Origin of the sequence: Streptomyces sp. NBC_01166 (assembly GCF_045039765.1) — a bacterium.
Lineage (GTDB): Bacteria > Actinomycetota > Actinomycetes > Streptomycetales > Streptomycetaceae > Streptomyces.
In genome coordinates this window covers 2,999,902-3,026,535 of the sequence record NZ_CP108613.1, presented here as the reverse complement: position 1 = coordinate 3,026,535, position 26,634 = coordinate 2,999,902, and the positions used below count along the sequence as shown (strand labels likewise).

Annotated in this window: 20 protein-coding genes; 14 read left to right on the top strand and 6 right to left on the bottom strand. The window is 71.7% G+C overall.

Annotated features, from left to right (window positions below):
* The first annotated feature begins 408 nt into the window (after nucleotides 1–408).
* On the top strand, nucleotides 409–1,404 hold the full coding sequence (locus tag OG379_RS13920) for a hypothetical protein (protein ID WP_405662552.1): 996 nt from the start codon (nucleotides 409–411) through the stop codon (nucleotides 1,402–1,404).
* Nucleotides 1,405–1,426: 22 nt separating this feature from the next.
* Here the strand turns inward: OG379_RS13920 and OG379_RS13915 are convergent, their stop codons facing one another.
* Nucleotides 1,427–2,848, bottom strand: coding sequence for a hydrolase (locus OG379_RS13915; RefSeq protein ID WP_405662550.1), 1,422 nt, complete (start codon nucleotides 2,846–2,848; stop codon nucleotides 1,427–1,429).
* Between the two features lie 188 nt (nucleotides 2,849–3,036).
* Here OG379_RS13915 and OG379_RS13910 point away from each other — a divergent pair, with 188 nt between their 5' ends.
* The 3 genes from OG379_RS13910 to OG379_RS13900 all read left to right on the top strand — a co-directional run bounded on the left by OG379_RS13910 (nucleotide 3,037) and on the right by OG379_RS13900 (nucleotide 10,576).
* Nucleotides 3,037–5,268: an ATP-dependent RecD-like DNA helicase gene (locus OG379_RS13910; RefSeq protein WP_405662549.1), complete on the top strand. Its 2,232-nt coding sequence runs from the start codon at nucleotides 3,037–3,039 to the stop codon at nucleotides 5,266–5,268.
* 197 nt (nucleotides 5,269–5,465) lie between these two features.
* A complete protein-coding gene (locus OG379_RS13905) occupies nucleotides 5,466–6,764 on the top strand; it encodes a citrate synthase (RefSeq protein WP_073746777.1) in 1,299 nt (432 codons plus the stop codon).
* A gap of 167 nt (nucleotides 6,765–6,931) precedes the next feature.
* Nucleotides 6,932–10,576, top strand: a complete 3,645-nt coding sequence (locus tag OG379_RS13900) for a hypothetical protein (protein ID WP_405662546.1) — start codon at nucleotides 6,932–6,934, stop codon at nucleotides 10,574–10,576.
* Between the two features lie 727 nt (nucleotides 10,577–11,303).
* On the opposite strand, the gene OG379_RS13895 is transcribed toward OG379_RS13900, so the two are convergent.
* Nucleotides 11,304–11,609, bottom strand: coding sequence for a heavy-metal-associated domain-containing protein (locus OG379_RS13895; RefSeq protein WP_393759217.1), 306 nt, complete (start codon nucleotides 11,607–11,609; stop codon nucleotides 11,304–11,306).
* A gap of 340 nt (nucleotides 11,610–11,949) precedes the next feature.
* On the opposite strand from OG379_RS13895, the gene OG379_RS13890 reads away from it, so the two are divergent.
* On the top strand, nucleotides 11,950–13,002 hold the full coding sequence (locus OG379_RS13890) for a zinc-dependent alcohol dehydrogenase family protein (protein ID WP_405662543.1): 1,053 nt from the start codon (nucleotides 11,950–11,952) through the stop codon (nucleotides 13,000–13,002).
* 19 nt (nucleotides 13,003–13,021) lie between these two features.
* On the opposite strand, the gene OG379_RS13885 is transcribed toward OG379_RS13890, so the two are convergent.
* Together OG379_RS13885 and OG379_RS13880 are read right to left on the bottom strand one after the other, a co-directional pair.
* The gene (locus OG379_RS13885; RefSeq protein ID WP_129263096.1) at nucleotides 13,022–13,213 is read right to left on the bottom strand and encodes an AlpA family transcriptional regulator; all 192 of its coding nucleotides are present in this window, start codon (nucleotides 13,211–13,213) and stop codon (nucleotides 13,022–13,024) included.
* 169 nt (nucleotides 13,214–13,382) lie between these two features.
* Nucleotides 13,383–14,309: a sugar phosphate isomerase/epimerase family protein gene (locus OG379_RS13880; RefSeq protein ID WP_405662540.1), complete on the bottom strand. Its 927-nt coding sequence runs from the start codon at nucleotides 14,307–14,309 to the stop codon at nucleotides 13,383–13,385.
* Between the two features lie 168 nt (nucleotides 14,310–14,477).
* On the opposite strand from OG379_RS13880, the gene iolC reads away from it, so the two are divergent.
* The 6 genes from iolC to OG379_RS13850 are packed head-to-tail and all read left to right on the top strand — an operon-like array spanning nucleotide 14,478 to nucleotide 21,914.
* Nucleotides 14,478–15,569: a 5-dehydro-2-deoxygluconokinase gene (gene iolC, locus OG379_RS13875; protein WP_405662538.1), complete on the top strand. Its 1,092-nt coding sequence runs from the start codon at nucleotides 14,478–14,480 to the stop codon at nucleotides 15,567–15,569.
* The gene (locus tag OG379_RS13870; protein WP_405662536.1) at nucleotides 15,566–16,456 is read left to right on the top strand and encodes a deoxyribose-phosphate aldolase; all 891 of its coding nucleotides are present in this window, start codon (nucleotides 15,566–15,568) and stop codon (nucleotides 16,454–16,456) included. The genes iolC and OG379_RS13870 overlap by 4 nt, the downstream gene beginning before the upstream one ends.
* Nucleotides 16,457–16,512: 56 nt before the next feature.
* Nucleotides 16,513–17,397: a 5-deoxy-glucuronate isomerase gene (gene iolB, locus OG379_RS13865; protein WP_405662533.1), complete on the top strand. Its 885-nt coding sequence runs from the start codon at nucleotides 16,513–16,515 to the stop codon at nucleotides 17,395–17,397.
* Complete coding sequence (gene iolD, locus OG379_RS13860; RefSeq protein WP_405662531.1) at nucleotides 17,394–19,310, top strand: 3D-(3,5/4)-trihydroxycyclohexane-1,2-dione acylhydrolase (decyclizing); 1,917 nt, start codon at nucleotides 17,394–17,396, stop codon at nucleotides 19,308–19,310. The genes iolB and iolD overlap by 4 nt, the downstream gene beginning before the upstream one ends.
* A 13-nt stretch (nucleotides 19,311–19,323) precedes the next feature.
* A complete protein-coding gene (locus tag OG379_RS13855; protein WP_405662528.1) occupies nucleotides 19,324–20,832 on the top strand; it encodes a CoA-acylating methylmalonate-semialdehyde dehydrogenase in 1,509 nt (502 codons plus the stop codon).
* A 41-nt stretch (nucleotides 20,833–20,873) separates the two neighbouring features.
* Nucleotides 20,874–21,914, top strand: coding sequence for a phosphotransferase family protein (locus OG379_RS13850; RefSeq protein ID WP_405662526.1), 1,041 nt, complete (start codon nucleotides 20,874–20,876; stop codon nucleotides 21,912–21,914).
* A gap of 3 nt (nucleotides 21,915–21,917) precedes the next feature.
* Here OG379_RS13850 and OG379_RS13845 read toward each other — a convergent pair whose 3' ends face one another.
* Entirely contained in the window at nucleotides 21,918–22,997 is a 1,080-nt protein-coding gene (locus OG379_RS13845) for a hypothetical protein (protein ID WP_405662524.1), read from the bottom strand.
* Between the two features lie 250 nt (nucleotides 22,998–23,247).
* On the opposite strand from OG379_RS13845, the gene OG379_RS13840 reads away from it, so the two are divergent.
* Nucleotides 23,248–23,853 carry a DUF4291 domain-containing protein gene (locus OG379_RS13840; protein WP_405662522.1) on the top strand — a complete coding sequence of 202 codons (606 nt, stop codon included), beginning with the start codon at nucleotides 23,248–23,250 and terminating at the stop codon, nucleotides 23,851–23,853.
* Here OG379_RS13840 and OG379_RS13835 read toward each other — a convergent pair.
* Entirely contained in the window at nucleotides 23,819–24,373 is a 555-nt protein-coding gene (locus OG379_RS13835; RefSeq protein ID WP_405662519.1) for a hypothetical protein, read from the bottom strand. The two genes, OG379_RS13840 and OG379_RS13835, sit on opposite strands and share 35 nt — an antisense overlap.
* A gap of 106 nt (nucleotides 24,374–24,479) precedes the next feature.
* Here OG379_RS13835 and OG379_RS13830 point away from each other — a divergent pair, with 106 nt between their 5' ends.
* Complete coding sequence (locus OG379_RS13830) at nucleotides 24,480–25,919, top strand: sensor histidine kinase (protein WP_405662517.1); 1,440 nt, start codon at nucleotides 24,480–24,482, stop codon at nucleotides 25,917–25,919.
* 7 nt (nucleotides 25,920–25,926) lie between these two features.
* Nucleotides 25,927–26,610: a response regulator gene (locus OG379_RS13825; RefSeq protein ID WP_405668498.1), complete on the top strand. Its 684-nt coding sequence runs from the start codon at nucleotides 25,927–25,929 to the stop codon at nucleotides 26,608–26,610.
* The last annotated feature ends 24 nt before the right edge of the window (nucleotides 26,611–26,634 follow it).

The window sequence follows — 26,634 nt, the reverse complement described above, 5'->3', positions numbered from 1 at the left end:
ACCACATCGAGAACGGGGAAGCGGTGCCTCGCCACCGAACGAGGCGGCGTCCGAACGGACTTCCTCGCGAGGCATGAATCTAGTCCTGCCCGGTACGCCGTACCAGGTCGTAGCAGGTGCGCTGCGAGCGTGCACGGGCACTGGAGGGCCGGGAGGGGCGGGCAGCGCCTGCCCCTCACGCATGGCGCTCCCCGTCGGACCGTGCGCCGCCCGAGGGCCGCCACGGGGGCGATTCCGGCTCCGCGGAGACGACTTTCTCCCGGGACCGTCCAGACGCAGGTGAGGAGTGGATGACCGGGAGGGCAGGCAACTGTCTCCCGGGAAGTGCCCTGGCAGGCCTTGGCAGACGTTGCAGACCGGGTGAGGCTGAGCCGGAGCTGTGCCGCAGACGGAGAGAAGAGATCGAGCATGCCCGAGCGCGAGCGACTCGACCGTGACTCCTGGACCGTGCGCGGCGCCAGGGCCCGTACGCCCCCGCAGGTGAGCCTCCGTCGGCCGCACGCCGGGGTGTCACCGGCTTCGCGGGAGCTGCTCACGGCGTCACAGGTCGCCGCTTTTCAGGGCACTGCCGGCAATGCCGCCTTGCAGAGGGCCATGCGGAGCGGCCCCGGGGCCGGTGTTCCGGTGCAACGCATCGTGGAGGACCCGCAGGAGAGGCTCGACGCGTGGATCGAGAAGACGAACGCGCATGAGAAGAATGCCGACGTGGGTGCAAAGGCCAGGCATTCGTCGGCGCTGAAGGCCTTCGGGCGGGAGGTCCCGGGCGAGATGATCGAGATCGGTGAAGAGTCCCAGGACTACAAGGCCGACCCGCAGGACGCTTCGGGGAAGCCGCCGCTCAGGGGCGGGGCGTTCAAGAACCTTTTCGGAAAGGACGACGGCGGTTCCTTCGCGGTGATGATGGAGAACTACCGCCAGAGCAAGGACACGGAGGACCCGGAGACCGGGGAGGTGGTCCCGCCTCCCGCCTATACCGCGAGTGACGTCTTCCTCAACCAGTGGACAGCGGCCGATTCGGTACTCGGTACGAGCGGCGGCCTCAGTGGCGGCGCGCTGAACAAAAAGGTCAAGGGGGCACTGGCGGAGGAGAAGACCGCCTCTGCCGGGATCCCGGACAAGCTGCCGGACCGCATCTACCGGCAGAACATCTCGGGAGAGCAGGCCAAGAAGACCCTGGGTGGCATCCTCGGCGACAAGTCCAAGGTCTCCTTCCCCGAGGACAGCGATGAGTACAGGCAGATGATGGGCACGGTCAACGGAAAATCCACGCTCAACACCGTGCAGACGTACAACAAGGTGAAGGGACTTCCCCCGGAGCGCGCGTATTTCATCTCGGGGGGCGAGTTGACCAAGGACGCGGGCGGCAATTTCCACATCAGCTTCGACGTACGACGCCGCTCCTGACCGGGCGCCGGTCAACGTCCGGTCACACCCTGAGCTTGACCGCCTCGATCCACGATGTGTCGTCGTGGGTGCCGGCGTAGGTGAATTCGAGCCCGTTCTGGGGATCGTCGCAGGCCAGGCCGAGCCAGGCGTCGCTGTTGACATAGGTGGACTGGCAGACGGCACCCTTGCCGGCGTCGACGCTGATCGTGAACCCCATCAGGTCCGGGGCGTCCTTCTTGGTGCTGCCGACGTAGTTGTCGATGCCGTCGGCGGCGTTCGACCACGGCTCGGGGAAGTGTCCCTCGCCCTTGGTCGACGCGGGGTCGGGGGTGAAAGCGCCGCCGGATGTGCCGTTGGTTCCGGCCACGGCGATGTTGACGGCCTTGAGCGGCACCCCCTCGCCCGCCGCGCCCGCCGTCTCACCGTCGCACACGGCGTCGGTCCAGCCCTGGCCCGCCGCATAGACCCGGTAGCAGATGTGCCGGCCGCCCGGATCCTTCGCGGCCAGTTGCTGGACGGCGGTCGCCGCCGTCCTCTCCGGGGCCTTGGTCTCCTCCTCCTCGGAACCGCCGCCTTCCGTCCCCGCTCCGCCCGTCTGCTGTGCCGCGGCCGGAGGGGCCGTGGCCTCGGCGGACGGGGCCTTCGGCGCGCCGGCGGACGGTGAGGGAGAGGGTGGCAGCGTGCTGATGCCGGGCTCCTGGACCTTCTCGGTGGCGGTGCTGCGGACCTGGGGCTTGTAGGCGATCCACAGCATCACGAACGTGATCGCCAGCGCCAGGAGGAGACTGAGGAGGGCCACCAGCCAGCGCGGCAGGAAACCCCGCTGCACGTACGTGCCTTCCACGTCCAGCGGTGTCACACCCGACCGCTGCACGGCCAGGGTGTAGGGCCGTTGCTCCGCCGACCCGAACCAGATGATCTGCCGTGGCTTCAGCGTCGTCCTCACGAACGCCGCACGGCCCGGCTCGATCTGCACATGGCCCGGATGAATCTCGTACGACAGCTGATCGCCGTTGTCGCTGCCGCTCACCGACGCCGTCAGCTTCGTGTTGCCCAGGTTGTCCACGGCAAGTTTCGGACGGCCACGGAAACGGCCCTTCACCGTCGGAGGTATCAACTCCGCCCGCACTTCCGTGAACGGAGTGATGGTGACGTTCCCCTCCGGAACCGTCGTCGCCTCCGGATGCTCCGTCGGCGTGATCCGCACGGCGTACGGATTCGGCCCCGCCGTCGCATCCGGCGTACGCGGCGGAGCGAACGTCAGGTCCACCGACCCCGTGGTCCCCGGGTACAACCGCAGCGACTGCGGCTCCACGGCGGTCCAGGGCGCGAGAGAGCCCACCGCCTCGAAGCGGTACTCCTCCACCACGTCACCGGTGTTACGAAGACGCAGCCGCACAGTCGCACTGCCACCCGGGTCCACTGTCGTGGAGGCGGGCTCAAGGGAAGTCCAGAGGCTCACTCCCGGACGTTAAACGTGGCTATGGTGCCGAGTCAGGAAGCCACGGGGCACGGCAGGTGCCCGAAGAGGCGGGACCTGCTGCCCCCGCTCCCGGACCTGTGACCGAGGTGGCACGTGTGGAGCCGTCGTGGCCACAGGTGCCGTAGTCCCGGCGCGGGCTGTCGGACCCACCCGATACCGTCGGAACCATGTCCAACACCGCCGTGCTCGAAGGCGTCCTGGAGCGCATCACGTACGCCAACGAGGAGAACGGCTACACGGTCGCCCGCGTCGACACCGGGCGCGGGGCGGGGGACCTGCTCACCGTCGTCGGTTCGCTGCTCGGCGCGCAGCCCGGTGAATCGCTGCGGATGGAGGGGCGTTGGAGCTCCCACTCGCAGTACGGCAAGCAGTTCACCGTCGAGAACTACACGACGATCCTGCCCGCCACCATCCAGGGCATCCGGCGCTACCTCGGCTCCGGTCTGATCAAGGGCATCGGGCCGGTCATGGCCGACCGCATCACCACCCACTTCGGCGTGGACACCCTGGACATCATCGAGCAGCAGCCGGAGCGGCTCGTCGAGGTGCCCGGGCTCGGGCCGAAGCGGACGAAGATGATCGCCGCGGCCTGGGAGGAGCAGAAGGCGATCAAGGAGGTCATGGTCTTCCTCCAGACCGTCGGTGTCTCCACCTCCATCGCCGTCCGCATCTACAAGAAGTACGAGGACGCCTCGATCTCCGTGGTGAAGAACCAGCCCTACCGGCTGGCCTCCGACGTCTGGGGCATCGGATTCCTCACCGCCGACCGCATCGCCCAGGCCGTCGGGATCCCGCACGACAGCCCGGAGCGGGTCAAGGCCGGACTGCAGTACGCCCTGTCGCAGTCCACCGACCAGGGGCACTGCTTCCTCCCCGAGGAGCGGCTGATCGCGGACGGGGTGAAGCTGCTCCAGGTCGACACCGGTCTCGTCATCGACTGCCTGGCCGAGCTCGCGGAGGATCCCGAGGGTGTCGTGCGTGAGAAGGTGCCGGGTCCGGAGGACGGGCAGCCGCTCACCGCCGTGTATCTCGTCCCCTTCCACCGTGCCGAGATCTCCCTCGCGGCACAGGTGCGGCGTCTGCTGCGTACGCCGGAGGACCGGATGCCGGCCTTCGGCGACGTCGACTGGGACAAGGCGCTGTCCTGGCTCGCCGGGCGTACGGGGGCGAAGCTGGCGCCCGAGCAGGAGGCGGCCGTCCGGCTCGCCCTCACCGAGAAGGTCGCCGTGCTGACGGGCGGCCCGGGCTGTGGGAAGTCGTTCACCGTCCGCTCCGTCGTCGAGCTGGCCCGTGCGAAGAACGCGAAGGTGGTGCTGGCCGCCCCCACCGGGCGGGCCGCCAAGCGGCTCTCGGAGCTGACCGGCGCCGAGGCGTCCACCGTGCACCGGCTGCTGGAGCTGAAGCCCGGCGGGGACGCGGCGTACGACCGGGAGCGGCCGCTGGACGCCGACCTCGTCGTCGTCGACGAGGCGTCGATGCTCGATCTGCTGCTCGCCAACAAGCTGATCAAGGCGGTGGCACCCGGTGCCCATCTCCTGCTGGTCGGCGATGTGGACCAGCTGCCCTCGGTCGGTGCGGGGGAGGTGCTGCGGGATCTGCTCGCCGAGGACGGCCCGGTTCCGGCGGTCCGGCTGACCACGATCTTCCGGCAGGCCCAGAAGTCCGGTGTCGTCACCAACGCGCACCGGATCAACTCCGGGGTGCCGCCGCTGACCCAGGGACTGGACGACTTCTTCCTCTTCGTGGAGGACGAGACGGAGGACGCCGGCGTGCTCGCCGTGGATGTCGCGGCCCGCCGCATCCCCGCCAGGTTCGGCCTGAACGCCCGTCGTGACGTGCAGGTCCTCGCCCCGATGCACCGCGGCCCGGCGGGCGCGGGCCATCTCAACGGACTGCTCCAGCAGGCCATCACCCCGGGCCGTCCCGGTCTGCCCGAGAAGCGGTTCGGCGGCCGGGTCTTCCGGGTCGGGGACAAAGTGACGCAGATCAGAAACAACTACGACAAAGGCGTTAACGGAGTCTTCAACGGCACGGTCGGGGTCGTCACCGGTCTCGACGCGGACGAGCAGAGGCTGACGGTTCTCACCGACGAGGACGAGGAGATCGCGTACGACTTCGACGAGCTGGACGAACTGGCTCACGCCTACGCGATGACCATCCACCGTTCGCAGGGCAGCGAGTACCCGGCGGTCGTCATTCCGGTCACCACCAGCGCCTGGATGATGCTCCAGCGGAACCTGCTCTACACCGCGGTGACCAGAGCCAGGAAGCTCGTCGTACTGGTCGGTTCGCGCAAGGCCATCGGTCAGGCCGTCCGCACGGTTTCCGCAGGCAGGCGCTGCACAGCGCTGGATTTCCGGCTCCGCGACGGGGCGTCGGAAGACTTCCCGGAAAAATGATCGATCAAAACGGTGGGATACATCACTGAGCCCTTCCGGAACCGGGGTGGAGGGGGCAGGATGGGCAAGTTGGCGGCACTCAGTGCCGTCGGTAGGTCCAATGGACGACCCCGAGTGCACTCTCCTGCGCCAAATGGGGGAGGGTGGAGACAGTCAGGGCACCTCGAAGAAGAGGCACTACGTCGGTGAGGGATGACGTGAGCGAGCACACCAACAACGCTGTAGTACTGCGGTACGGCGATGACGAGTACACCTACCCGGTGATCGACAGCACCGTCGGCGACAAGGGCTTCGATATCGGGAAGCTCCGGGCCAATACGGGCCTGGTCACGCTGGACAGCGGATACGGCAACACAGCCGCCTATAAATCCGCCATCACGTACCTCGACGGTGAGCAGGGCATCCTGCGGTACCGCGGCTACCCGATCGAGCAGCTCGCCGAGAGCTCGACGTTCCTCGAGGTCGCCTACACGCTGATCAACGGCGACCTTCCCAAGGTCGACGAGCTGTCGGCCTTCAAGAACGAGATCACCCAGCACACGCTGCTGCACGAGGACGTCAAGCGCTTCTTCGACGGCTTCCCGCGCGACGCCCACCCGATGGCCATGCTGTCCTCGGTCGTCAGCGCGCTGTCCACCTTCTACCAGGACAGCCACAACCCGTTCGACGAGGAGCAGCGTCACCTCTCGACGATCCGGCTGCTGGCCAAGCTCCCGACGATCGCGGCGTACGCGTACAAGAAGTCGATCGGTCACCCGTTCGTCTACCCGCGCAACGACCTCGGCTACGTCGAGAACTTCCTGCGGATGACGTTCTCCGTGCCGGCCCAGGAGTACGTGCCGGACCCGGTCGTCGTCTCGGCGCTCGAGAAGCTGCTCATCCTGCACGCGGACCACGAGCAGAACTGTTCGACCTCCACCGTGCGTCTGGTCGGCTCCTCGCAGGCGAACATGTTCGCCTCGATCTCCGCCGGTATCTCGGCCCTGTGGGGCCCGCTGCACGGTGGCGCCAACCAGTCGGTGCTGGAGATGCTCGAGGGCATCCAGGCCAACGGCGGCGACGTCGACTCCTTCATCCAGAAGGTGAAGAACAAGGAGGACGGCGTCCGCCTGATGGGCTTCGGCCACCGGGTGTACAAGTCCTTCGACCCGCGCGCCAAGATCATCAAGGCCGCGGCCCACGATGTGCTGTCGTCGCTCGGCAAGTCCGACGAGCTGCTGGACATCGCGCTCAAGCTGGAGGAGCACGCGCTCTCCGACGAGTACTTCGTCTCGCGCAACCTCTACCCCAACGTGGACTTCTACACGGGCCTGATCTACCGCGCCATGGGCTTCCCGACCGAGATGTTCACCGTGCTGTTCGCGCTCGGCCGCCTCCCCGGCTGGATCGCCCAGTGGCACGAGATGATCAAGGAGCCGGGATCCCGCATCGGCCGCCCGCGCCAGATCTACACCGGCGAGGTCCTGCGCGACTTCGTCCCGGTCGAGGGCCGCTGATCCCCGACCACCCGTCGGTTCCGCCCTGCCGGAGCCGCTGACGTACCGGGCCTTCGAGGTCCACTCCCTTCGCCCCGCGTGCCGTGCTCGATCATCGAGCGCGGTGTACGGGGCGATTCGGCGTTCCGGGGGCGGCCGAGTCCCGGGCCGGACCTAGCATGTCGACCATGACAGAAATGCAGGCCGGGCCCGCCGGCCGCGTGCTGCGCGCACTCCTCGGCGCGTCCTCCGGCACACCCGGAAGTGATGGGAGCGCCGTGTCGGCCCAGGGCGAGGCGGGCGCCGCTCTCCGGGCCGTACAGCAGACGCGTCCGGCACGTACGGTCGCGGCCAAGGTCGCCGCCGCGGGCGGAGTCGACCGCCAAACCGCACTGCTGCTGCGTGAGTTGGCCGGGAGTCAGCTCGGCGGTGACGTGGAGCGGTGGCGTGGCCTGCACGACGCGCTCGTCGGCCACCGGGGCAGCCTGCCCCAAGTGCTCGCCGAGGCGCCGGTGCCTGAGAAGCCCCCCGCCGAGGGTGCTGTCGTCCCGCCCGCGCCCCGGAGCGTCCACGCCACGCTCGGCCTGCTGCTGGAGCACGTCGAGCCGCAGCACGCCGCCGTCGCCCTGGCCGGCCTTCCCGAACAGGTGGCGACGGAGCTGCTCGCCGGCGGGACGCTCCCCGCGCCGTCCCTCGTCACCGCAGTCCTCGACCACGGCGACTCCCGTGTCCGCGCCGCCCTGGCCCGCCACCCGCGGCTCGACACCCGGGTCCTGTCCCGTCTGCTCACCGTCGGTGACTCCGAGGTGGCGGCGGCCGTCTACCGCAACCCCCGCGCCACCCAGTCCCTGCGTCGTACCGTCGCGCACCGGCTCCCCGCCGAGCCGATGGACGACACGCTGCGCACGGAGCTGGCCTCACCGCGCGACGACGTGCCGCGTACCTGGCTCGCGCCGCTGCTCGGTTCCGGAGATCCGCAGCTGGTGGCCTCGGCCTTGCGGTCCGGACCCCGGCGGGTCGCTCAGCAGTACGCGCTGCTGAGAGTCTGGGAGCGCACCGGGCCGCACGCCGTACGAGCCCTGCTCGACGACCCGTCCGTGGCCCGTCACCTGAGCCGGGATGTCGTGAGCGAGGTCAGTGCGGCCCTGTCGGACGCCGACGGCGGCGGCGCGGGGGAGGAGCCCGGCCGGGACGGCCGTACCGCGGACGCCGTACGTCGTCTGCGGGACCGGTGCGAGCCGTACGAGGATCCCGCGCGCCTGCCCGCCCTGCTGGCCACCACCCGGGGCACCAGCACCCTGCGCGACCTGCTCTCCGAGCCGTACGTCCACGACGTCGACGCCTTGGCCCTGGCCCATGCGAAGAGCCCGTTCATGCCCAAGGCGTGCGAGGAGCTGGCCCGCCACGAAGCGGCGAGCGACGCGCAGCGCCTGGCGTTTCGCCTGAGCGTCCTCAACGAGCCGTGGCGGGCCGACGGCCGCCGTGCCGGGAACACCGGCCTGCCGGGACAGCGCCTGGCCGAGGAGACGCTCGACGACAGCGCTGCCCGCTGGGCGGAGGGCATGGCCGAGGCCGGCCTGCTGGACCCGGTCGAGCTGATACGCGGGGCGCGCCCCGCCGTCCACGCGATGGCCGCCCTCGCCGCGCTCGCCGAGCGGGCCCTGCTGACGGACGAGGCCGTGGCCGCGCTCCGCGTACTGGCCGACACCCACCTGGGCGAGGACGCCGGGATCTGGGCCGCACTCGACAGCTTGCTGCCCGAGCACCGCGGATCCGTGGCGGAGCTGATCGCGGACGCGGGCAGGGCCGCCACGGCCACCACCGGTGAGGTCGCCGCCGTGCCGGGTGTCGAGGAGGAGCGCCCCTCGCCGGAAGCACGCGCCTGCGCTCCGGCACCGTCGCAGTTGAGCCGCTACGACCGCTCCCTGGCCCTGCCGGCCCTGGACCTGCTGTACTCCCTCGCTCCCGTCGGCGCACCGCTGCCCGACGACCCCGATGTGCTGCGCGTGCTGGCCGAGTGCGACTGGAGTGACGCCCCTGGGCTGAGCACCCCGGAATGGTTCGCCGAAGCCTGCGCGGCCCACGGCATCGCCCCGTCCGGGGAAGGGTCCGTCCACGTCGCGCCCACCCTCGCGGAGGTACGGGCGCAGCGTCCGCAGACCTACGGGTCCAGCGCCCTCCTCACCGAACACGCCTACGTCCAGGGCGTTCTGCCCGCCGACGAGCTGCTCGCCCTGCTGCCGGCCGGCCACCTGCTGCTGTTCCCTCACGACTGGCGGCGCCTCGCGTTCGCCCACGCCTGGCGAGCCACGCTCGCCCGTCGGCTTCGCGCCGACCTCGGCGCCGATCCGGAGGCGTGGCTGCGCCTGGCCGCCACCGCGTCGGCGTCCGCCGCGTCCGGATCCACCGGTGCCTCGGAGGGGCCCACCTGGGCCGAGTTGCTGCGCCTGGCACGCTCCGGTGACGGGCCTGCCCCGCACACCGCGTCCCATTCGCCGGCCAAGGTCCCCACACCGCGACAGAGCGGGTTCGCGGCCACGCCCCGGCCGCGCACGCCCGACGAGGCGATCAAGCTGCTGGAGCGAGGCAACCATCTGTGGCCGTGGCCGGAAGGCACTCTGCTGTGCCTGGCCGACGCCGAGGTGGCCGACGCGGTGCTGCCGCGGCTGGGCCCCGACGGGCCGTGGCTCCTCGCCGCGTACCTGCTGCGCTACGACCGCACTCCGCGCCACCTCCTCGACCGGTTGCTCGCCGGTCGTGATCCCGACGCGCTCCGCGTACTCGCCGCGCAGTGCCGCTGGCTCAAGGACGGCTCGCCGGCGCGGCTGGCCGATCTCGACGACCCGGACATCGACCTCGTGCTCCTGCGGCACCTGACGCACCGGCCGACCGTCCACCGGATCGTGACCCGCTCCCGCCCTCACCGGGGAGCCGAACCGCCGTCGCCGGGGGCCCGCGTACTGGCCGAGTGGCGAGCCGGGGGTGGAGCCCGCCCGGCCGGAGGCCTGACCTGGCTGTGCTCGGCCGAACCCGGCCTGGTCGAGGAGCTCCTCGTCCGCGAGGGTGCCCAACTGGGTCTCGGGCATCAGCTGTTGGGGTGTCTGCGGCTGCTCGAACACGGCGGAGCCGACCGGCTGGCCGGCCTCGCGGGCCGAAATGTGCTGGGGCGGGCGGCCACATCGCTGTGCGCGAAGGCGCTGGCGTCCGCCGACCCCGCTGCGGTGCTCCGTGCCCGGCTCGACCGTGAACTGGCCCCGGAGAAGCTCCTCGTGAAACTGCGGCGCGCCCGTCACGCCGCCCAGGCGCGCGGCATCGTCGAGGCACTTCCGCCCGGAGAGCCCGTCGACTGGGAGGCGCTCGAAGCCGCCCACGAACAGGACCCGCTGCCGTACTGGGGTGATCTGATCAATCTGCCCGTGGTTCCCGAGGGCGTACGGACGCGGCACGCGGCGCTGCTGCCGGAGCCGGGGCCCGAGGGGCTGCCGGAGGGCGAGCGGCTGACCCGGGAGCGGGCCCGGCACGGGCTGGGCGGCCAGTACCGCTGCCCGCCGGCCACGCAGCTGGACGGGCTGCTCACCACGGGTCTGCTGACCGGCGCGGACCTGCTGAGTCTCGCGACCCCGGCCGTACGGATGCTCGCCTATCTGAACGCGGCCGGCCGCCGCACGGACGCACCACCCGAGGCCGCTGCCGCGCGGGCCGAGCTCGCCGTTCTCGTACGGACCCGGCTCGGCACGGACGGGGCGGCCTGGGCGCGGGTGGCGAGGAGGCTGACCGGAGGCGCCGCGGAGTGGGAGCACCTGTCGACGGTGGCCGCGCTGCTGAGCCGATGAGCGCGGTCCGCGGTCCGGCGGAAGGACCGCGGTCCCGAGCCCCCGCAGGGGCCCCTGAGCGGCTCACACCGTGAAGCCCCGGAACGCGAGAAGCGCCCCGTCTGCCGATCCCCCCACGGGTCGACGGACAGGGCGCTTCCCATATCCCGGAGCGGATTCCCCCCACGGGATCCGGCCGGGCGTTTGCGCGGGAGCCTGAACTCCCTTTGTTTTCCTGTGGTGCGTATTCAGTTCGGTCCTGCTGTGCGACTGCCGGGGTACGTACGCACGGGAGGGCCGCTCAAAGCTCCCCGGTGCACGTGCCCCGGCCACGCTTGCCCGGAGCGTCCCCCAAGACACTCCGTCGGACGTCCCCCAAGACATCCTTGGCATCGCACTCTTAGACTCACCAACTCATCAGATGGTTACCCTCAAATCGGTGTGATCTAAGTCTCTTTGTAGAAATTATGTGAAGGAGCACAACCGCAGGCCGCCCGTCGTGACGGAGACCGTCGGCGGCGTCTGCTGCCGCACCCGCGAACATGGCTCCTGACCTGCCAGGACACGGTCAGCGGCAGAGTGGCCACAGGGTGGCCGCACGCCTGGAAGCGGTTGCTTCTGATGGTGCACAGAGTACGCCTCGAAGGGCCGATGATGGCAGGGGCCACCTTGAGATCTCCATGAACCGACGTGAGGCCGCCCGAGGGTGCCCTCGATGCGAGCCGCGTGAGACGCGGGCCGCCGATCCTCAGGCGCGGCCCACCAGCTCGTACCCCGCCTCGTCGACGGCCGCGCGTACGGCCTCGTCGGTCAGCGGCGCCGCGGAGGTGACGGTCACCCGGCCGGTGGCGGCCTCCGCCTTCACCGAGGTGACTCCCTCGATCCCGGACACCTCCTCGGTGACCGCTCCTTCGCAGTGACCGCAGGTCATGCCCTTCACCTCGTACACCGCGGTGACGCCGCCCGCCTGGGTGTCGGCCGCTCCGTCGTGGCAGGAGCCGGTGGACGAGCAGCAGGAGCCGGCGGTCCGGGGCGTGTCGGTCTCGGCGGTCATGGCGTTCTCCTCTTCGCAGGCACTGATGTGTGGCGGATGTGGCGCGAGGGGGCGCCGGGGAGCCCGGTGCGCCTACCCGCACGGACAACTATACCCCTAGGGGGTATTTATCCACCCTGGGCGTCACCCCATCGGGTGTGTCGCACGCCGGGCGATCCGGGCAGCGGCGCATCACACTCCTCAACTCCCCGAAGCGCGCCTGACGTTCACCACTGACGTGCGACGTCGGGCGGCCGGGAGCGGGACAGGATCAAGGCCGGGGCGTAGATTCGCCGGATCGCGGGGCGGTGCGGCCCTGAGGAACCGGACGGCGCGAGCCGGACCATGGGAGGCGGGGCCGATGCGGGCAGTGGTGTTCGAGGAGTTCGGGCAGGAGGCCCGGGTCCGGGACCTCCCGGACCCCGCTCCCTCGGCCGGGGGCGTCGTGGTCCGGGTCGAGGCCACGGGGCTGTGCCGGAGCGACTGGCACGGCTGGATGGGGCACGATCCGGACATCGCCCTCCCGCACGTACCCGGACACGAACTGGCCGGGGTGGTCGAAGAGGTGGGCTCCGGTGTCCACAACTGGCGCCCCGGCGACCGGGTCACCGTGCCCTTCGTCTGTGCCTGCGGCCGGTGCCCCGCCTGCGCGGCCGGCGCCCAGCAGGTCTGTGAGCGGCAGACCCAGCCGGGTTTCACCCACTGGGGGTCGTTCGCCGAGTACGTGGCACTGGAGCAGGCCGACGTCAATCTGGTCGCGGTGCCCGAGGGGCTCTCGTCCGCCACGGCGGCCGGGCTCGGATGCCGGTTCGCCACCGCGTTCCGGGCCGTCGTGGGACAGGGGCGGGTGGCGCCGGGGGAGTGGGTCGCCGTGCACGGCTGTGGCGGGGTGGGCCTGTCGGCCGTGATGATCGCGGTGGCCTGCGGGGCCAGGGTCGTCGCGGTCGACGTCTCACGGCAGGCTCTGGAGCTGGCGCGGGCCTTCGGCGCGTCCGCCTGCGTGGACGCCTCGGCATACCCCGCCGGTGCCGACGAGGCCGTACGCGAACTGACCGGCGGAGGTGCGCATCTGTCGCTCGACGCGCTGGGGTCCCCGGTCACCTGTGCCGCCTCGGTGCGGAGCCTGCGCCGGCAGGGCCGTCATGTCCAGGTCGGGCTGCTGCCGCCGGCGGCCGGCGACCCCGTCGTACCCATGGCACGGGTGATCGCGCTGGAGCTGGAGATCCTCGGCAGCCACGGCATGGCCGCCCACGACTATCCGCCGATGATGGACATGGTCCGGGCCGGCACCCTGCGGCCGGATCTGCTGGTGACCTCCACCATCGCGCTGGACGCCGCCCCGGCGGCCCTCGCCGCGATGGGCACCGCCCCAGGAGCGGGCGTCACGATCATCGAACCGGCGGCGGGGGCCTGAGCGTTCGGGTCCGGCCGGCTCAACGGCCCCGGTTGCTGGGCCGGGACGCGATCCACGCCAGGACGGTGTCCACGTACCAGTAGGGCTTCCCGTTCCGGACATCGTCGGGAGGCGGAAGAAGCCCGTGCTTGCGGTACGAACGGATCGTGTCCGGCTGGACCCGGATGTGTGCCGCAATGTCCTTGTACGACCAGAGCGTTCTGTCCGTCATGAATGACACCTCTCTGTACGTCCGTGCGCCTCTGTTCCGGTGAACGAGAGCGGCCCGGTCCGGGCAGGGGGCGTCGCGAGTCCGTGACAGGGACCCAGCGGAACGCGGACATACGTGACAGAGAGGTGACTGCTGTGGCGGGCGGGGACCGAGAGGCTGAAGAGAACGCTCAGGCGGACGGCCGCGCGGGCCCGCAGATGCGGAGGAACTCACGGGTGCGGCGTGCGATGGGCAGCGGCTTGTCGGGCGGGCAGGGATACATGTCCTGCTCGACGATGGCGAACAGGTCGGTGCCCAGGGCGCGCGCGGCATCCAGCACGGGCTCCAGCGCGGGCACTCCGCCCGGCGGTTCGCACATCACGCCGCGCGCCACGGCAGGACCGAACGGCACCTCGTTCGCCACGACGTCCGCGAGCACCTCCGGGTCGACCTGCTTGAGGTGCAGATAGCCGATCCGCTCGCCGTAGGTCCTGATGAGCTTCACGCTGTCCCCGCCGCAGTACGCGTAATGACCGGTGTCGAGGCAGAGCGAGACCAGGTCGGGGTCGGTGGCGTCGAGGAAGCGGTTGACGTTCTCCTCGCTGTCGATGTGCGTATCGGCGTGCGGGTGCACCACGATCCGCAGCCCGTAGCGGTCCCGGACCTCGCGAGCCAGACGTTCCGTCTGGGTGGTGAGGTCGCGCCACTGCGCGGCGGTGAGCGTGCGGTCCTCCAGCACCTCACCCGACTTGTCGTCCCGCCAGAACGACGGGATGACCACCAGATGTCCGGCGCCCATCGCCCGCGTGAGTGCCGCGATGCCCGCGACATGCTCCCAGGTCCGGTCCCAGACCGCCGGCCCGTGGTGCAATCCCGTGAAGACGGTGCCCGCGGAGACGGCGAGATTCCGGCGTGCGGTCTCGTCCGCGAGCCGGGCGGGATCGGTCGGCAGATAGCCGTAAGGGCCGAGCTCGATCCACTCGTAACCCGCTTCGGAGGCCTCGTCGAGGAATCGCTCCCAGGGCACCTGCTGCGGATCGTCGGGGAACCACACTCCCCACGAATCGGGTGCCGAACCGATGCGGATGCGGGCCGGAGGGGGTGCGGAGGAGGTCATATCGCCCACCCTCCAGTCCTCAGGGAGGAGTGTCAAGACTTCGTCCGAATGTCCGGACAAAGTGTTGACAGGGTTCCGGGCGAGGGCTAGACCTGGGAGCGGCCGTCCGGCCGTGGCCGCCTCCCGGTAGGACGCACCGGGCCGGAGCGACGGGTCGAAGGGATGCGCATGCCTGAGCCGTACGACGTGATCACCATGGGGCGGATCGGGGTGGACATCTACCCGCTGCAGACCGGTGTACCGCTGGCCCAGGTCGAGACCTTCGGGAAGTTCCTCGGCGGCTCCCCGTCCAACGTGGCGGTGGCGGCTGCCCGGCTGGGACGGCGGACGGCTGTGATCACCCGGACCGGCCGGGACGCGTTCGGCGACTACCTCCACCAGGCGCTGGGGGAGTTCGGGGTGGACGACCGGTGGGTGAGCGCCGTGGCGGAGTATCCGACCCCGGTCACCTTCTGCGAGATCTTCCCGCCGGACCATTTCCCGCTCTACTTCTACCGGCAGCCCAAGGCGCCCGACCTGGAGATCCACAGCGGCGAGCTCGACCTGGACGCGGTGCGGGCGGCCCACGTCTTCTGGATGACCGGCACCGGCCTCTGCGCCGAACCCAGCCGCACCGCGACCCTCACCGCGCTCCGCGCCCGTGGCGCGACGGCTCCGCCGGGCGCGCCGGGCCACCCGCGTGCCACCGTCTTCGACCTCGACTGGCGCCCCATGTTCTGGGGCGAGGAGGACGACGGGAACGACGGAGCCGCCCGCGCCCACTACCGCGAGGCACTCGCCCACGCCACGGTCGCCGTCGGCAACCTCGACGAGTGCGAGATCGCCACCGGAGAACGCGAACCGCACGCGGCCGCACGTGCCCTGCTCGACGCCGGGCCCGAACTCGCCGTCGTCAAACAGGGGCCCGAGGGCGTCCTCGCGGTCCACCGCGACGGCACCACCGCCGAGATCCCGCCGCTGCCCGTCGACGTCGTCAACGGTCTCGGCGCCGGCGACGCCTTCGGCGGAGCCCTCTGCCACGGCCTCCTCGCCGGCTGGGACACGGCGCACATCATGCGCTACGCCAACGCGGCCGGAGCCATCGTCGCCTCCCGCCTGGCCTGTTCGTCCGCGATGCCGTTCCCGCACGAGGTCGAACAGGCCCTCGCCGAGGGCACGGCCGGCGCAGCCACGGCAGCGGGGAGGGCCACGGGAGCCTCAGGAGTCGCGGGGGCCTCGGGAGTTACGCGAGCCACGGGAGCTGCTGGAGCCACCCCGTGACCTCGCCCGCCGCGGCCGGCGTCGCCGATCTCGTCCGGCTCCGCGCCCACCGCCCCGAAGCCGTCGCCGAGGCCGCCGCCGCCCGCCGCAGACGCCCCCTCCTCGGCCCCACCGGACGTCTGATGATCATCGCGGCGGATCACCCGGCCCGCGGCGCCCTCGCCGTCGGCGACGACGACCTGGCCATGGCGGACCGCTTCGACCTCCTCGAACGCCTCTGCCTCGCCCTCGCCCGCCCCGGCGTCGACGGAGTGCTCGCGGGCGCGGACGTCCTGGAGGACCTGCTCCTCCTCGGCGCCCTGGAGAGCAAGGTCGTCCTCGGCTCCATGAACCGCGGCGGCCTCGCGGGAGCGGCCTTCGAGCTCGACGACCGCTTCACCGGCCACCGCCCCGCCGACCTCTCACGCCACGGCTACGACGCGGGCAAACTCCTGCTGAGGATCGACCACGACGACCCCGGCTCCCTGAACACGCTGCACACCGCCGCCCGCGCCGTGGACGAGATGGCCGCCCTCCGGCTGCCGGTCTTCATCGAGCCGTTCCTCTGCCACCGCACCCGTGCCGGGCTCCGCACCGACCTGGGCGCCACCGCCGTCACCACCTCGATCGCCATCGCCTCGGGCCTGGGCGGGACATCCGCGTACACCTGGCTCAAGGTCCCCGTCACCGACGACCCCGACGACATGGAGCGGGTGATGCGGGCCTCGACCCTCCCCGCCGTGCTGCTCGGCGGCGAGGTCACGGGGGACCCCGACACGGCGTACGAGAAATGGCGCGGCGCGCTGCGGCTGCCGACCGTCCAGGGGCTGGTGGTCGGGCGCTCGCTTCTCTACCCAGCCGACGGGGACGTGGCGGGGGCGGTCGACACGGCCGTGGGGCTGCTGTGAACGCACCAGGCCACGGGTGCCTGTGAACGGGCGGGACGACGGGTAGGGATGGAGCCATGACGACGACCGACGAGCAGCAGAGGTACCACCTCAGGGCCGGCCGTGCCGCACGCGGCCCCTACGCCCTCGACATCGACCCGGAGCGCGCCGGGTGGGAACGGTCGAGTCTGCGCGTCCTGGAGCTCGAACCAGGAGGTGTTCATACCCTGGTAACCGGGGAGAGCGAATGGATCATCCTGCCGTTGTCCGGTGGCTGTACGGTGCAGGCAGCAGGTGAGATCTTTGAACTGCTGGGCAGGAAAGACGTGTTCAGCGCGGTGACCGATTTCGCCTATGTCCCACGCGACGCCCGCGCCCAGATCGCCTCCGGCGCAGGAGGCCGCTTCGCCCTGGCAGGAGCGAAGTGCGAGCGACGACTCCCCGCTCGCTACGGCCCCGCGCCGGAGGTACCGGTCGAGCTCCGCGGCGCCGGCGCCTGCTCGCGCCAGGTGAACAACTTCGCCGCCGCCGACACCTTCGACTGCGACCGGCTCATCGCCGTCGAGGTCCTCACCCCCGGCGGGAACTGGTCCTCGTACCCCCCGCACAAGCACGACGAGCACCACCCCGGCACCGAGTCGGTGCTCGAGGAGATCTACTACTTCGAGGTCGAGGGCGACGGCCTCGGCTACCACCGGGTGTCGCCGTCCCGCCCCGGAGGCACGGACGTCCTCGCCGAAGTCGCCACAGGTGACGCCGTCCTCATCCCCGACGGCTGGCACGGCCCGTCCATCGCCCCGCCCGGCCGCACCCTGTACTACCTGAACGTGATGGCGGGCCCGGGTGAGCAGCGCGAGTGGCTGATCAGCGACCACCCGGACCACCGCTGGATCCGCGACACCTGGCCCGCGCAGCCCGTCGACCCACGGCTGCCGCTCCACGGCACGGGAGGTGCCCGGTGACCACACCACGCAGCACGCCCCGAGCCGCTCCGAAGCCCACCCGCAGGCTCACCACCGCCCAGGCGCTCGTCGCCTTCCTCGCCCGCCAGTACACCGAGCGCGACGGCCGGCGCCACCGCCTGATCAACGCCACCTGGGGCATCTTCGGCCACGGCAACGTCGCGGGCATCGGACAGGCACTCGTCGAGGCCGGTCCGGCGATGCCGTATCTCCAGGGCCGCAGCGAACAGGCCATGGTGCACGCCGCCGTCGGATACGCCCGCCAGTCGGGCCGGCTCTCCACCCACGCCGTCACCACCTCGATCGGCCCCGGCGCCACCAACCTCGTCACCGGCGCCGCGCTCGCCACCGTCAACCACCTGCCCGTGCTGCTCCTGCCCGGTGACACCTTCGCGACCCGACCCGCCGACCCCGTGCTCCAGCAGCTCGAAGTGCCCCACACCGGCGACGTATCGGTCAACGACTGCCTGCGGCCCGTCTCCCGTTACTTCGACCGGATCACCCGTCCCGAGGCGCTGATGCCGGCCGCCCTGCAGGCCATGCGCACCCTCGCCGACCCGGCGGAGACGGGCGCCGTCACGCTCGCGCTGCCGCAGGACGTGCAGGCGGAGGCGTACGACTGGCCGGCGGAGTTCTTCGCGACGCGCGTCTGGAACGTACGCAGGCCGGCCCCCGACCCGTTCGAACTCGAACAGGCCGTCCGGGCGGTGCGCGCCGCACGCCGCCCCCTGATCGTCGCGGGCGGCGGCGTCCACCACAGCGCCGCGGAGGAGACCCTCGCCGCGTTCGCCGCCGCCACCCGCATCCCCGTCGCCTCCACCCAGGCCGGCAAGGGCTCCCTGCGCCACGACCACCCCGCCGATGTGGGCGGCATCGGCCACACCGGCACCGCCACGGCGGACGCGCTGGCCCGCGAGGCCGACCTGGTGATCGGGATCGGCACCCGCTACACCGACTTCACGACCGCGTCCGGCACCCTCTTCGCCGACCCGGCCGTCCGCTTCCTCAACCTCAACATCACCGGCTTCGACGCCCACAAGCTCGCCGCCCTCCCGCTCGTCGCGGATGCCCGCACCGCGATCGAAGCGCTCGGCGAGGCCCTCAGCGCATGCGGACACCGCGTCGATCCCGCCTACGAGAGCGAGTACACCGAGGCCAAGGGCCGGTGGGAGCAGCGGGTCGACGCGGCCTTCGCCACCGGCGACCCGGACGCCCGCCCCACCCAGGCCCAGGTCCTCGGGCTGCTGGACGAGCTGGTCACCGAGGACGACATCCTGATCAACGCGGCGGGCTCCCTCCCCGGCGACCTCCACAAGCTGTGGCGGGCCCGCTCCCCGCACCAGTACCACGTCGAATACGGCTACTCCTGTATGGGATACGAGATCCCCGCCGCTCTCGGCGTCCAGCTCGCGGCGCCCGGCCGGCCCGTCTGGGCGCTCGTCGGCGACGGCACGTATCTGATGAACCCCACCGAGATCGTCACCGCCGTGCAGGAGGGCCTGCCGGTCAAGCTCGTCATCCTGCAGAACCACGGATACGCGTCCATCGGCGGCCTCTCCGAGTCCGTGGGCGCCGAACGCTTCGGCACCGCCTACCGGCACCGCACCGAGGACGGGGCGTTCACCGGCACCCCGCTGCCCGTCGACCTCGCCGCCAACGCGGCTTCGCTGGGCATGGACGTGCTGCGTGCCGGATCGGTGGGGGAGCTGCGCCGGGCCCTCGCCGAGGCGCGCGGCGCGGACCGTCCCACTTGTGTCTACGTCGAGACCGAAACGGCAGACACAGTGTCGGGGCCTCCTCCGGCACAGGCGTGGTGGGATGTTCCGGTAGCCGAAACCGCGACCCGCCCGTCGGCGGTCGAGGCCAGGAAAGAGTACGACCGGCAGATCGCAGCCCGACGCCGCCACCTGTGAAGGAGACCCCGTCATGAAGACCGTCAACCACTGGATCGGTGGCAGGCCCTTCGAGCGGACTGCGGGCACGTCGGGCAATTACGGTCCGGTCACCGACCCGGCGACCGGCGCCGTGACGACCCAGGTGGCGCTCGCTTCCCTAGAGGAGGTCGACGCCGCGGTGTCCGCCGCGAGGACCGCGTACGAGAGCTGGGGCACGTCGTCGCTCTCGGCCCGTACCGCCGTCCTCTTCCGCTACCGCGCCCTGCTGGACTCCCACCGCGACGAGATCGCCGCGCTGATCACCGCCGAGCACGGCAAGGTGCACTCCGACGCGCTGGGTGAGGTGGCCCGCGGCCTGGAGATCGTCGAGCTGGCCTGCGGCATCACCACCCAGCTCAAGGGCGAGCTCTCGACCCAGGTCTCGAGCCGGGTCGACGTCTCCTCGATCCGGCAGCCGCTCGGCGTCGTCGCGGGCATCACCCCGTTCAACTTCCCGGCCATGGTGCCGATGTGGATGTTCCCGCTGGCGATCGCGTGCGGGAACACCTTCGTCCTCAAGCCCAGCGAGAAGGACCCGTCGGCCGCCAACCTGCTGGCGGAGCTCGCCGCCGAGGCGGGCCTGCCCGACGGCGTGCTGAACGTCCTGCACGGTGACAAGGTCGCCGTGGACGGGCTCCTCGCCCACCCCGACGTCGCCGCCGTCTCCTTCGTCGGTTCCACCCCCATCGCGCGGTACATCCACGCCACCGCCTCCGCCAACGGCAAGCGCGTCCAGGCCCTCGGCGGCGCGAAGAACCACATGCTGGTCCTTCCGGACGCCGACCTGGACGCCGCGGCCGACGCCGCCGTCTCGGCGGCGTACGGCTCGGCGGGCGAGCGCTGCATGGCCATCTCCGCCGTCGTCGCCGTGAACTCCGTCGCGGACGAGCTGGTCGCGAAGATCCGCGAGCGCGCCGAGAAGATCAAGATCGGCCCCGGCGCGGACCCCACCTCCGAGATGGGCCCGCTGATCACCGCCGCCCACCGCGACAAGGTCGCCTCCTACGTCACCGGCGCCGCCGCGCAGGGCGCCGACGTCATCCTGGACGGCACCGGCCACACGGTCGAGGGCTTCGAGGACGGCCACTGGATCGGACTGTCCCTCCTGGACAACGTCTCCACGGACTCCGACGCCTACCGCGACGAGATCTTCGGCCCCGTCCTGTGCGTCCTGCGCGTCGAGACGTACGAGGACGGCGTCGCCCTCATGAACGCCTCGCCCTTCGGCAACGGCACCGCGATCTTCACCCGCGACGGCGGGGCTGCCCGCCGTTTCCAGCTGGAGATCGAGGCCGGCATGGTCGGCGTCAACGTCCCGATCCCGGTGCCCGTCGGCTACCACTCCTTCGGCGGCTGGAAGGACTCCCTCTTCGGCGACCACCACATCTACGGCAACGACGGCGTGCACTTCTACACCCGGGGCAAGGTCGTCACCACCCGCTGGCCCGACCCGGCCGACGCCCCGGCGGGCGTCGACCTCGGCTTCCCCCGCAATCACTGAGACGGCGGACGCGGGCGCTCGCCGACTGGAAGACTGACCGCATGGTGACGGCGTCGCAGCTTCCGTTCGGCGAGACCCTGAGGGGCCGTCTGGGCCCGCCCGGGCACCCGTCCGTCCTGGAGAGCAGCCCGCGTTCCCGGGTCTGGCGCATCGAGCTGTCGGGACGCCCGGCGGTGCTGAAGCAGCTGGTGGCGGGCCCCGAGGCCGACGAGCGGTACGCCCGCGAGGTGGCCGCCCTGCGCATCGGCGGCCGGGCATCCGGCACCCCGGTCGTGCCCGCGCTCCTGGGCACCGATCCGGCCGAGCGGGTCCTGGTCATCGAGCACCTCGACGACCGGCGGCCGCCCGCCGGGTGGATCGTCGACTACGCGGCCGCCCTCGCGAGGCTGCACAGCACCGCCCGCCCCGGCGACGCCGGGGCCCTGCCTCGCTGGCAGGGCCCGACCGGTGACGACGTCACGTCGTTCCTCACCCTGGCCGAGACGCTCGGGGCCGTCGGGCCGCCAGGAGTGCGGGACGAACTCCACGCCCTCGTGGAGCGCCTCGGCCGGGCGGAAGGGAACGCCCTGCTCCACGGCGACCCGTGCCCCGGCAACGACCTGCACACCCCGGACGGGGTCAGGTTCATCGACTTCGAGCAGGCGTCCCTGGGCAGCGGCGTGATGGAACTCGCCTACCTCCGCATCGGGTTCCCGACCTGCTGGTGCGTCACGAGGGCGTCCGGCCCCCTGCTGGAGCGGGCGGAGACCGCCTACCGTGCAGCCTGGCACGCCGAGACCGGCACCGCGCTGCCGGAAGCCGGCCTCGCCGACGCCTGCGCGGGCTGGCTGATCCGGGGCGACGCCCTGGTCGAGCGAGCCCACCGAGGCACCACCGACCACCTGGCCCGCGTCCCGGACGAGGACTGGACCTGGGGCACGGCGACCGCACGCCAACGCCTCGCCCACCGGCTCGGGGTGGTCGCCGGCATGACCGAGGACCACGGCGGACTGCGGAGCCTCGGCGTCCTGGCGGCGGACCTGCGCCGCGCCGTCCTCGACCGCTGGCCGACGCTGCGGCCGGTGCCCGAGCGGCGTCCGTAGCAGTTACTGGAAGCTCAGGCGGTGCGGGTGGCCGGGATCGGCCGGGCAGGTGTGCACGCGCATCAGGCCGCGGCCGAGATAGACATCGGTCGGGTCGATGACGCGGCGGTCGTTGCCGGCGGCCCGGTCCTCGACCGGCAGCCAGCTGCGTGAGGCCCCGTCACACTCCCACATGTCCACGGTGAGCAGGGGCGGCATCGCTGCCCCGCACACCTGGCAGTCGACCGGGGCCGGGTCCGTCAGATGCCAGGAGGCGAAGCCACCGACCTTCCAGCCTGGGGCGATCGACAGATCGCTCATGTAGTTGATCTCCTCGGGCTCGGCAGCTTCGGCCGCGGCCATCGCCTCTTCGTACTCCTCGTACGTCGCGTGGCTTGCCGGTGGAGCGGAGTTGTATCCGTCCGCATCGTCCTCGTCGAGGCGCGCCTCCTCCCACTCGTCGATCGCCTCCTGGAGTTCCTCCTCCAGCAGGCCGAGGTACTGGTGCTCCACGACGCGCTCGGGGTGTACGACGCACATGTTCGGCACGCATTCCTTCCGGCCGACCACGGGAGGTTCGGGCTGAGGCATGAGTACGGCGCCGACATCGGTGGACCGTCGCCACTTCAGTACGACGTCGATCGTGCGGTCGGGGCCGTGCACCTCGAAGGGGCACCAGAAGACCTGCAGCAGGTCGTGGTCCTCGGGTCCCACGAGATCGGGAATGTCTCGTGCGTACAGCTGGGCAACGGCCAGCATCGGCAACGGATCGTCGTCATGGAGGTCCGGGACGTGTACGCCCCGGGTCATGCCGTCGAGCAGGCGCCGTTCGTCCTCGGTGTACTCCCGGCCCCGTGCGTCCTCCAGGATCCGGCGGCTCAGCCGAACGTCCGCGAGAAGGTGGCCCGTGCTCTTCGGGTGCACGGCCGTGCACACCGGCCACGGTTCGCCGGCCGGCCACAGCAGAGGGCCCGCCACCGAACTCTCCCGTGCCCCGGGAGTGCCATGACGTGGGTGCAGCCGGGTGGTTGTGCGCCGGTGGGCCGCAAGGGCAGGGAAGGCCGCCTCGACGTCAAGGGGACGTGGCGGGGTGGTGCGGGTCATGAGAAAGGCTTTCCAGGTAAGGGAGTTCCGGGACGGATCCGGTCTCTTCCGCGTCGGCTCGGATGCGGTCGGGGCCGATCAGGACAGTGACGCTGCCGCTGTTGCTGTGGTTCTCGACGAGTTCGGTCGCACATCGCGGACATTGCCGAGGTCACCCGCAGCGGGAAGGAGCCGCCGGCAGGTCCGCGAGGCCGTGACGCGTAGCGAAAACCAGGTGCTGCCACGCGCCGGGGCCCGCATCCTGGAACGTATGAACGACCGGACACACCCGCCCCGTTACGAGATCCGCGCGCAGCACACCGACTCCACCGTCACTGTGTACCAGGCCTACCGGCCGGCCATCGGACTGCCCGCCGCCCGCGACGGGCGCTTCCCGCCGGCCTGGAAGCGCGACCGCATGACCTGGATCAAGCCGAGCTTCCTCTGGATGATGTACCGCTGCGGCTGGGGCACGAAGGAGGGACAGGAGACCGTGCTCGCCGTCGAGATCACCCGCGACGGCTTCGCCTGGGCGCTGGAGAACGCGGAACTCTCGCACTACGTAAGGGGAGTGCACGAGGACCAGGGCGCGTGGAAGCGGGCCCTGCGGTCCGCTCCCGCGCGCGTCCAGTGGGACCCCGAGCGCGATCTGTCCCTGAACCCGCTCCCGTACCGCTCGCTCCAGCTCGGTCTCTCCGGGGAGGCCGCCCGGCGGTACGCCGACGAGTGGACCGTGTCCGTACGCGACGTCACGCCCCTGGCCCGTGAGGTGCACGCGGCGGTCCGGGCGGGGGAGCGGGAGCGGGCCGCCGCCCTGCTGCCCGTGGAGAGGCCGCTCGATCTCAGCGCTCCCCGTCCGGTTCCCACCACCCCGTGAGCTCCAGCACCTCCGAGGCGATCTCCACCACCGTCCTCCCGTCCGTGGCCACCCGGGCCACCTCGGGCGGGGCGTGCTCGTCCAGGAGCCTGGCCTTGCGCGCACTGCCCGCGACCTCGCGGTCCAGGGCGGAGCCGATCTCGCGGGCGGAGAGCCGGGCCACCGCCGTGGCGTCCGACGCGGTGAGCAGCGCCCGGACGACGCGTACGCCGGGGCCCATCGCGCGTTCGAACATGGGGGCCGAGCCGGGCAGCACGCTCACCGTGTTCGTGTAGACGAGGCGGTGATGGCCGAGCGCCGCGAAGTTCCGCCACATCGCCGTCAGATTCGCCTCGGTGATCGTCGAGCGGCGGGGGTCCCCGGCGGGGGCGGGGTGGACCTGGCCCAGGTAGTCGCCCTCGACGATCGCGTGCGCGATCCCGGCCGCTCGCAGCCGGTCGGAGATCTCCCAGCCGACCGTCGTCTTGCCGACGCCGGCCCGGCCGCCGATGAGGAGCACTTCCGGACGCTTCGGATTCATGGCGGGAGCCTGACAGGGGACCCGGCACCGCTGCCATCGAATTCCCGGCCACGACCATGACTTTCGGCAGTGCCGGACCGGCCCCGGATTCCGTACCGTCGGGCCGGTGAACCTGAACCTGACTCCGCGCGGGAACGTGAGCGGGGAACGTGCGGCGGCCGTCCTGGTGCCTGCGGCGGTGGCCGTGTCCGGGGGGCTGAGCCTGGTGAGTCCCTGGTGGGCCGCGCCGACCGTGGTCGCCGCGTTCCTGACGGGGCGCGGCCCCGGGCGTACCGGAGCGGTGCTCTGCTCGCTGGCCGCCGTGCTCGCCGCCGGAGTGGTGGCCGCCTCGCTGGTGCCGCCCCTGCTCGCGCTCGGTACCCGGTTCGTCGGGGTGATGGTTCTGGGCGTCCTGCTGCCCTGGTTCGCGGGGCGGTTCTGGCGGCAGTACCAGGAACTGGCCCGGGCCGGCTGGGAGAGGGCCGAACGGCTCGAGCGGGAGCGGCAGCTTGTCGCCGGACAGGCACGGCTGGCGGAGCGGGCCCGCATCGCGCAGGACATGCACGACGTGCTCGGTCACGACCTCAGCCTGATCGCCCTGTCGGCAGGCGCACTCCAGCTCGCACCCGGGCTCGACGACCGGCAGCGGCGGGCCGCCAAGGACATCAGGGCACGCGCGGCCACGGCGGTCGAGCGCCTGGGCGGAGTGATCGGCGTCCTGAGCGAGGACACGGACGCGCCCCCGCTGCGGCCGCACGGGCGGGAGCTGACCGAACTGGTCGGCGATGCGGCCGAGTCCGGGCTGAGGGTCGAACTGCGGGTGGACGGGGAGGCGGACGGGCTTCCTCCCGTCGTCGCACGGGCCGTGCACCGGGTCGTGCAGGAAGCGCTGACCAATGTGGCCAGGCACGCGCCCCGCGCGGCGGCGACCGTCCAGGTCAGGCACACGGAGACCGAGACCGAGGTGGTCGTCGTCAACGGTGCCGCGAAGACCCCGGCCGGGCGGCCGCCCGGCTCGGGGGGCCGCGGGCTCATCGGGCTCGACGAGCGGGTCAGGCTCGCCGGCGGCACCTTCGAACACGGGCCCCGGGGCGACGGCTTCGCCGTGTCCGCCCGGTTGCCGCACCGCCCTCCGGCCCGTGTGCCGGACCGGGCCGCACCGGAACCGGCCGGCCGGTCCGCGGACGGGGCGCCGGCGGAGTTCCGCAGGGCACGACGGCGTGCGGGCCGCACTCTGGCCACCGCGCTCCTGGTCCCGCTGGGCGCGGGCGCGGTGCTGGGCGCGGCGGTGATGGGGTGGGACATCGTGGCGGCGGCACGGTCGACCCTCGATCCGGGTGACTACGCCCGGCTCCGGGTGGGGCAGGATCGTGCGGAGGTGCAGCGGGTGCTGCCGGACCGCCAGTCGGTCCACCGGCCCTCCGGTGGCGAGCGGCCCGAGGGACGAGGAGTGACGTGCGAGTACTACGCGATGACGGCCGACCGCTTCGACAGCCGCTCCGGGGACGCCTACCGGCTCTGTTTCCGCGACGACACACTGGTCTCGCTCGATGCCCTGGCCGGGTGAGCGCGCGATGACCAGGGTGCTGATCGCCGACGACGAGCCCATGATCCGGGCCGGTGTCCGGGCCGTGCTGTCGACCGACCCGGACATCGAGATCGTCGCCGAGGCGGGCGACGGACACGAGGCGGTGGAGCTCGTGCGGCTGCACCGCCCCGACGTGGCCGTGCTCGACGTACGGATGCCGAGGACCGACGGCATCGAGGCCGCGGCGGAGATCAGCCGGACCGTTCCCGCCACGGGCATCATCATGCTCACGACGTTCGGTGAGGACGACTACATCCTCCGGGCGCTCGGCTGCGGGGCCGCCGGCTTCCTGATCAAGTCGGGCGAGCCCGAGGAACTCCTGGCAGGCGTGAGGGCGGTGGCCGACGGCGCCGCCTATCTGTCACCGAAGGTCGCCGCGCGCGTGGTCGCGCACCTCGCCTCCGGCGGGACCGGTGCCCGGGCCGGGCGCAGGGCCGCCGCCCGGGAGAAGGTCGCCGGACTGACCCCCAGGGAACGCGAGGTGCTGTCGTTCCTCGGCAGCGGACTGTCCAACGGGCAGATCGCCCGGCGGCTCCACGTGGTGGAGGGAACCGTCAAGGCGCATGTGAGCTCCGTCCTGTCCCGCCTCGGGGTGGAGAACCGGGCCGCAGCCGCCGTCGTGGCCCATGAGGCGGGTGTCGTGCCCGCGCACACGACGGAGAGCGGCTGACGCGGCGCGCTCCATCGGGTGTTG

Bases quoted from the DNA above. Each gene is read 5' to 3' on its own strand.
- OG379_RS13920 (WP_405662552.1), top strand. From the start codon at position 409: ATGCCCGAGCGCGAGCGACTCGACCGTGACTCCTGGACCGTGCGCGGC.
- OG379_RS13910 (WP_405662549.1), top strand. From the start codon at position 3,037: ATGTCCAACACCGCCGTGCTCGAAGGCGTCCTGGAGCGCATCACGTAC.
- OG379_RS13900 (WP_405662546.1), top strand. From the start codon at position 6,932: ATGACAGAAATGCAGGCCGGGCCCGCCGGCCGCGTGCTGCGCGCACTC.
- OG379_RS13895 (WP_393759217.1), bottom strand. From the start codon at position 11,609: ATGACCGCCGAGACCGACACGCCCCGGACCGCCGGCTCCTGCTGCTCG.
- OG379_RS13890 (WP_405662543.1), top strand. From the start codon at position 11,950: ATGCGGGCAGTGGTGTTCGAGGAGTTCGGGCAGGAGGCCCGGGTCCGG.
- OG379_RS13885 (WP_129263096.1), bottom strand. From the start codon at position 13,213: ATGACGGACAGAACGCTCTGGTCGTACAAGGACATTGCGGCACACATC.
- OG379_RS13880 (WP_405662540.1), bottom strand. From the start codon at position 14,309: ATGACCTCCTCCGCACCCCCTCCGGCCCGCATCCGCATCGGTTCGGCA.
- iolC (WP_405662538.1), top strand. From the start codon at position 14,478: ATGCCTGAGCCGTACGACGTGATCACCATGGGGCGGATCGGGGTGGAC.
- iolB (WP_405662533.1), top strand. From the start codon at position 16,513: ATGACGACGACCGACGAGCAGCAGAGGTACCACCTCAGGGCCGGCCGT.
- OG379_RS13855 (WP_405662528.1), top strand. From the start codon at position 19,324: ATGAAGACCGTCAACCACTGGATCGGTGGCAGGCCCTTCGAGCGGACT.
- OG379_RS13850 (WP_405662526.1), top strand. From the start codon at position 20,874: ATGGTGACGGCGTCGCAGCTTCCGTTCGGCGAGACCCTGAGGGGCCGT.
- OG379_RS13845 (WP_405662524.1), bottom strand. From the start codon at position 22,997: ATGACCCGCACCACCCCGCCACGTCCCCTTGACGTCGAGGCGGCCTTC.
- OG379_RS13840 (WP_405662522.1), top strand. From the start codon at position 23,248: ATGAACGACCGGACACACCCGCCCCGTTACGAGATCCGCGCGCAGCAC.
- OG379_RS13835 (WP_405662519.1), bottom strand. From the start codon at position 24,373: ATGAATCCGAAGCGTCCGGAAGTGCTCCTCATCGGCGGCCGGGCCGGC.
- OG379_RS13825 (WP_405668498.1), top strand. From the start codon at position 25,927: ATGACCAGGGTGCTGATCGCCGACGACGAGCCCATGATCCGGGCCGGT.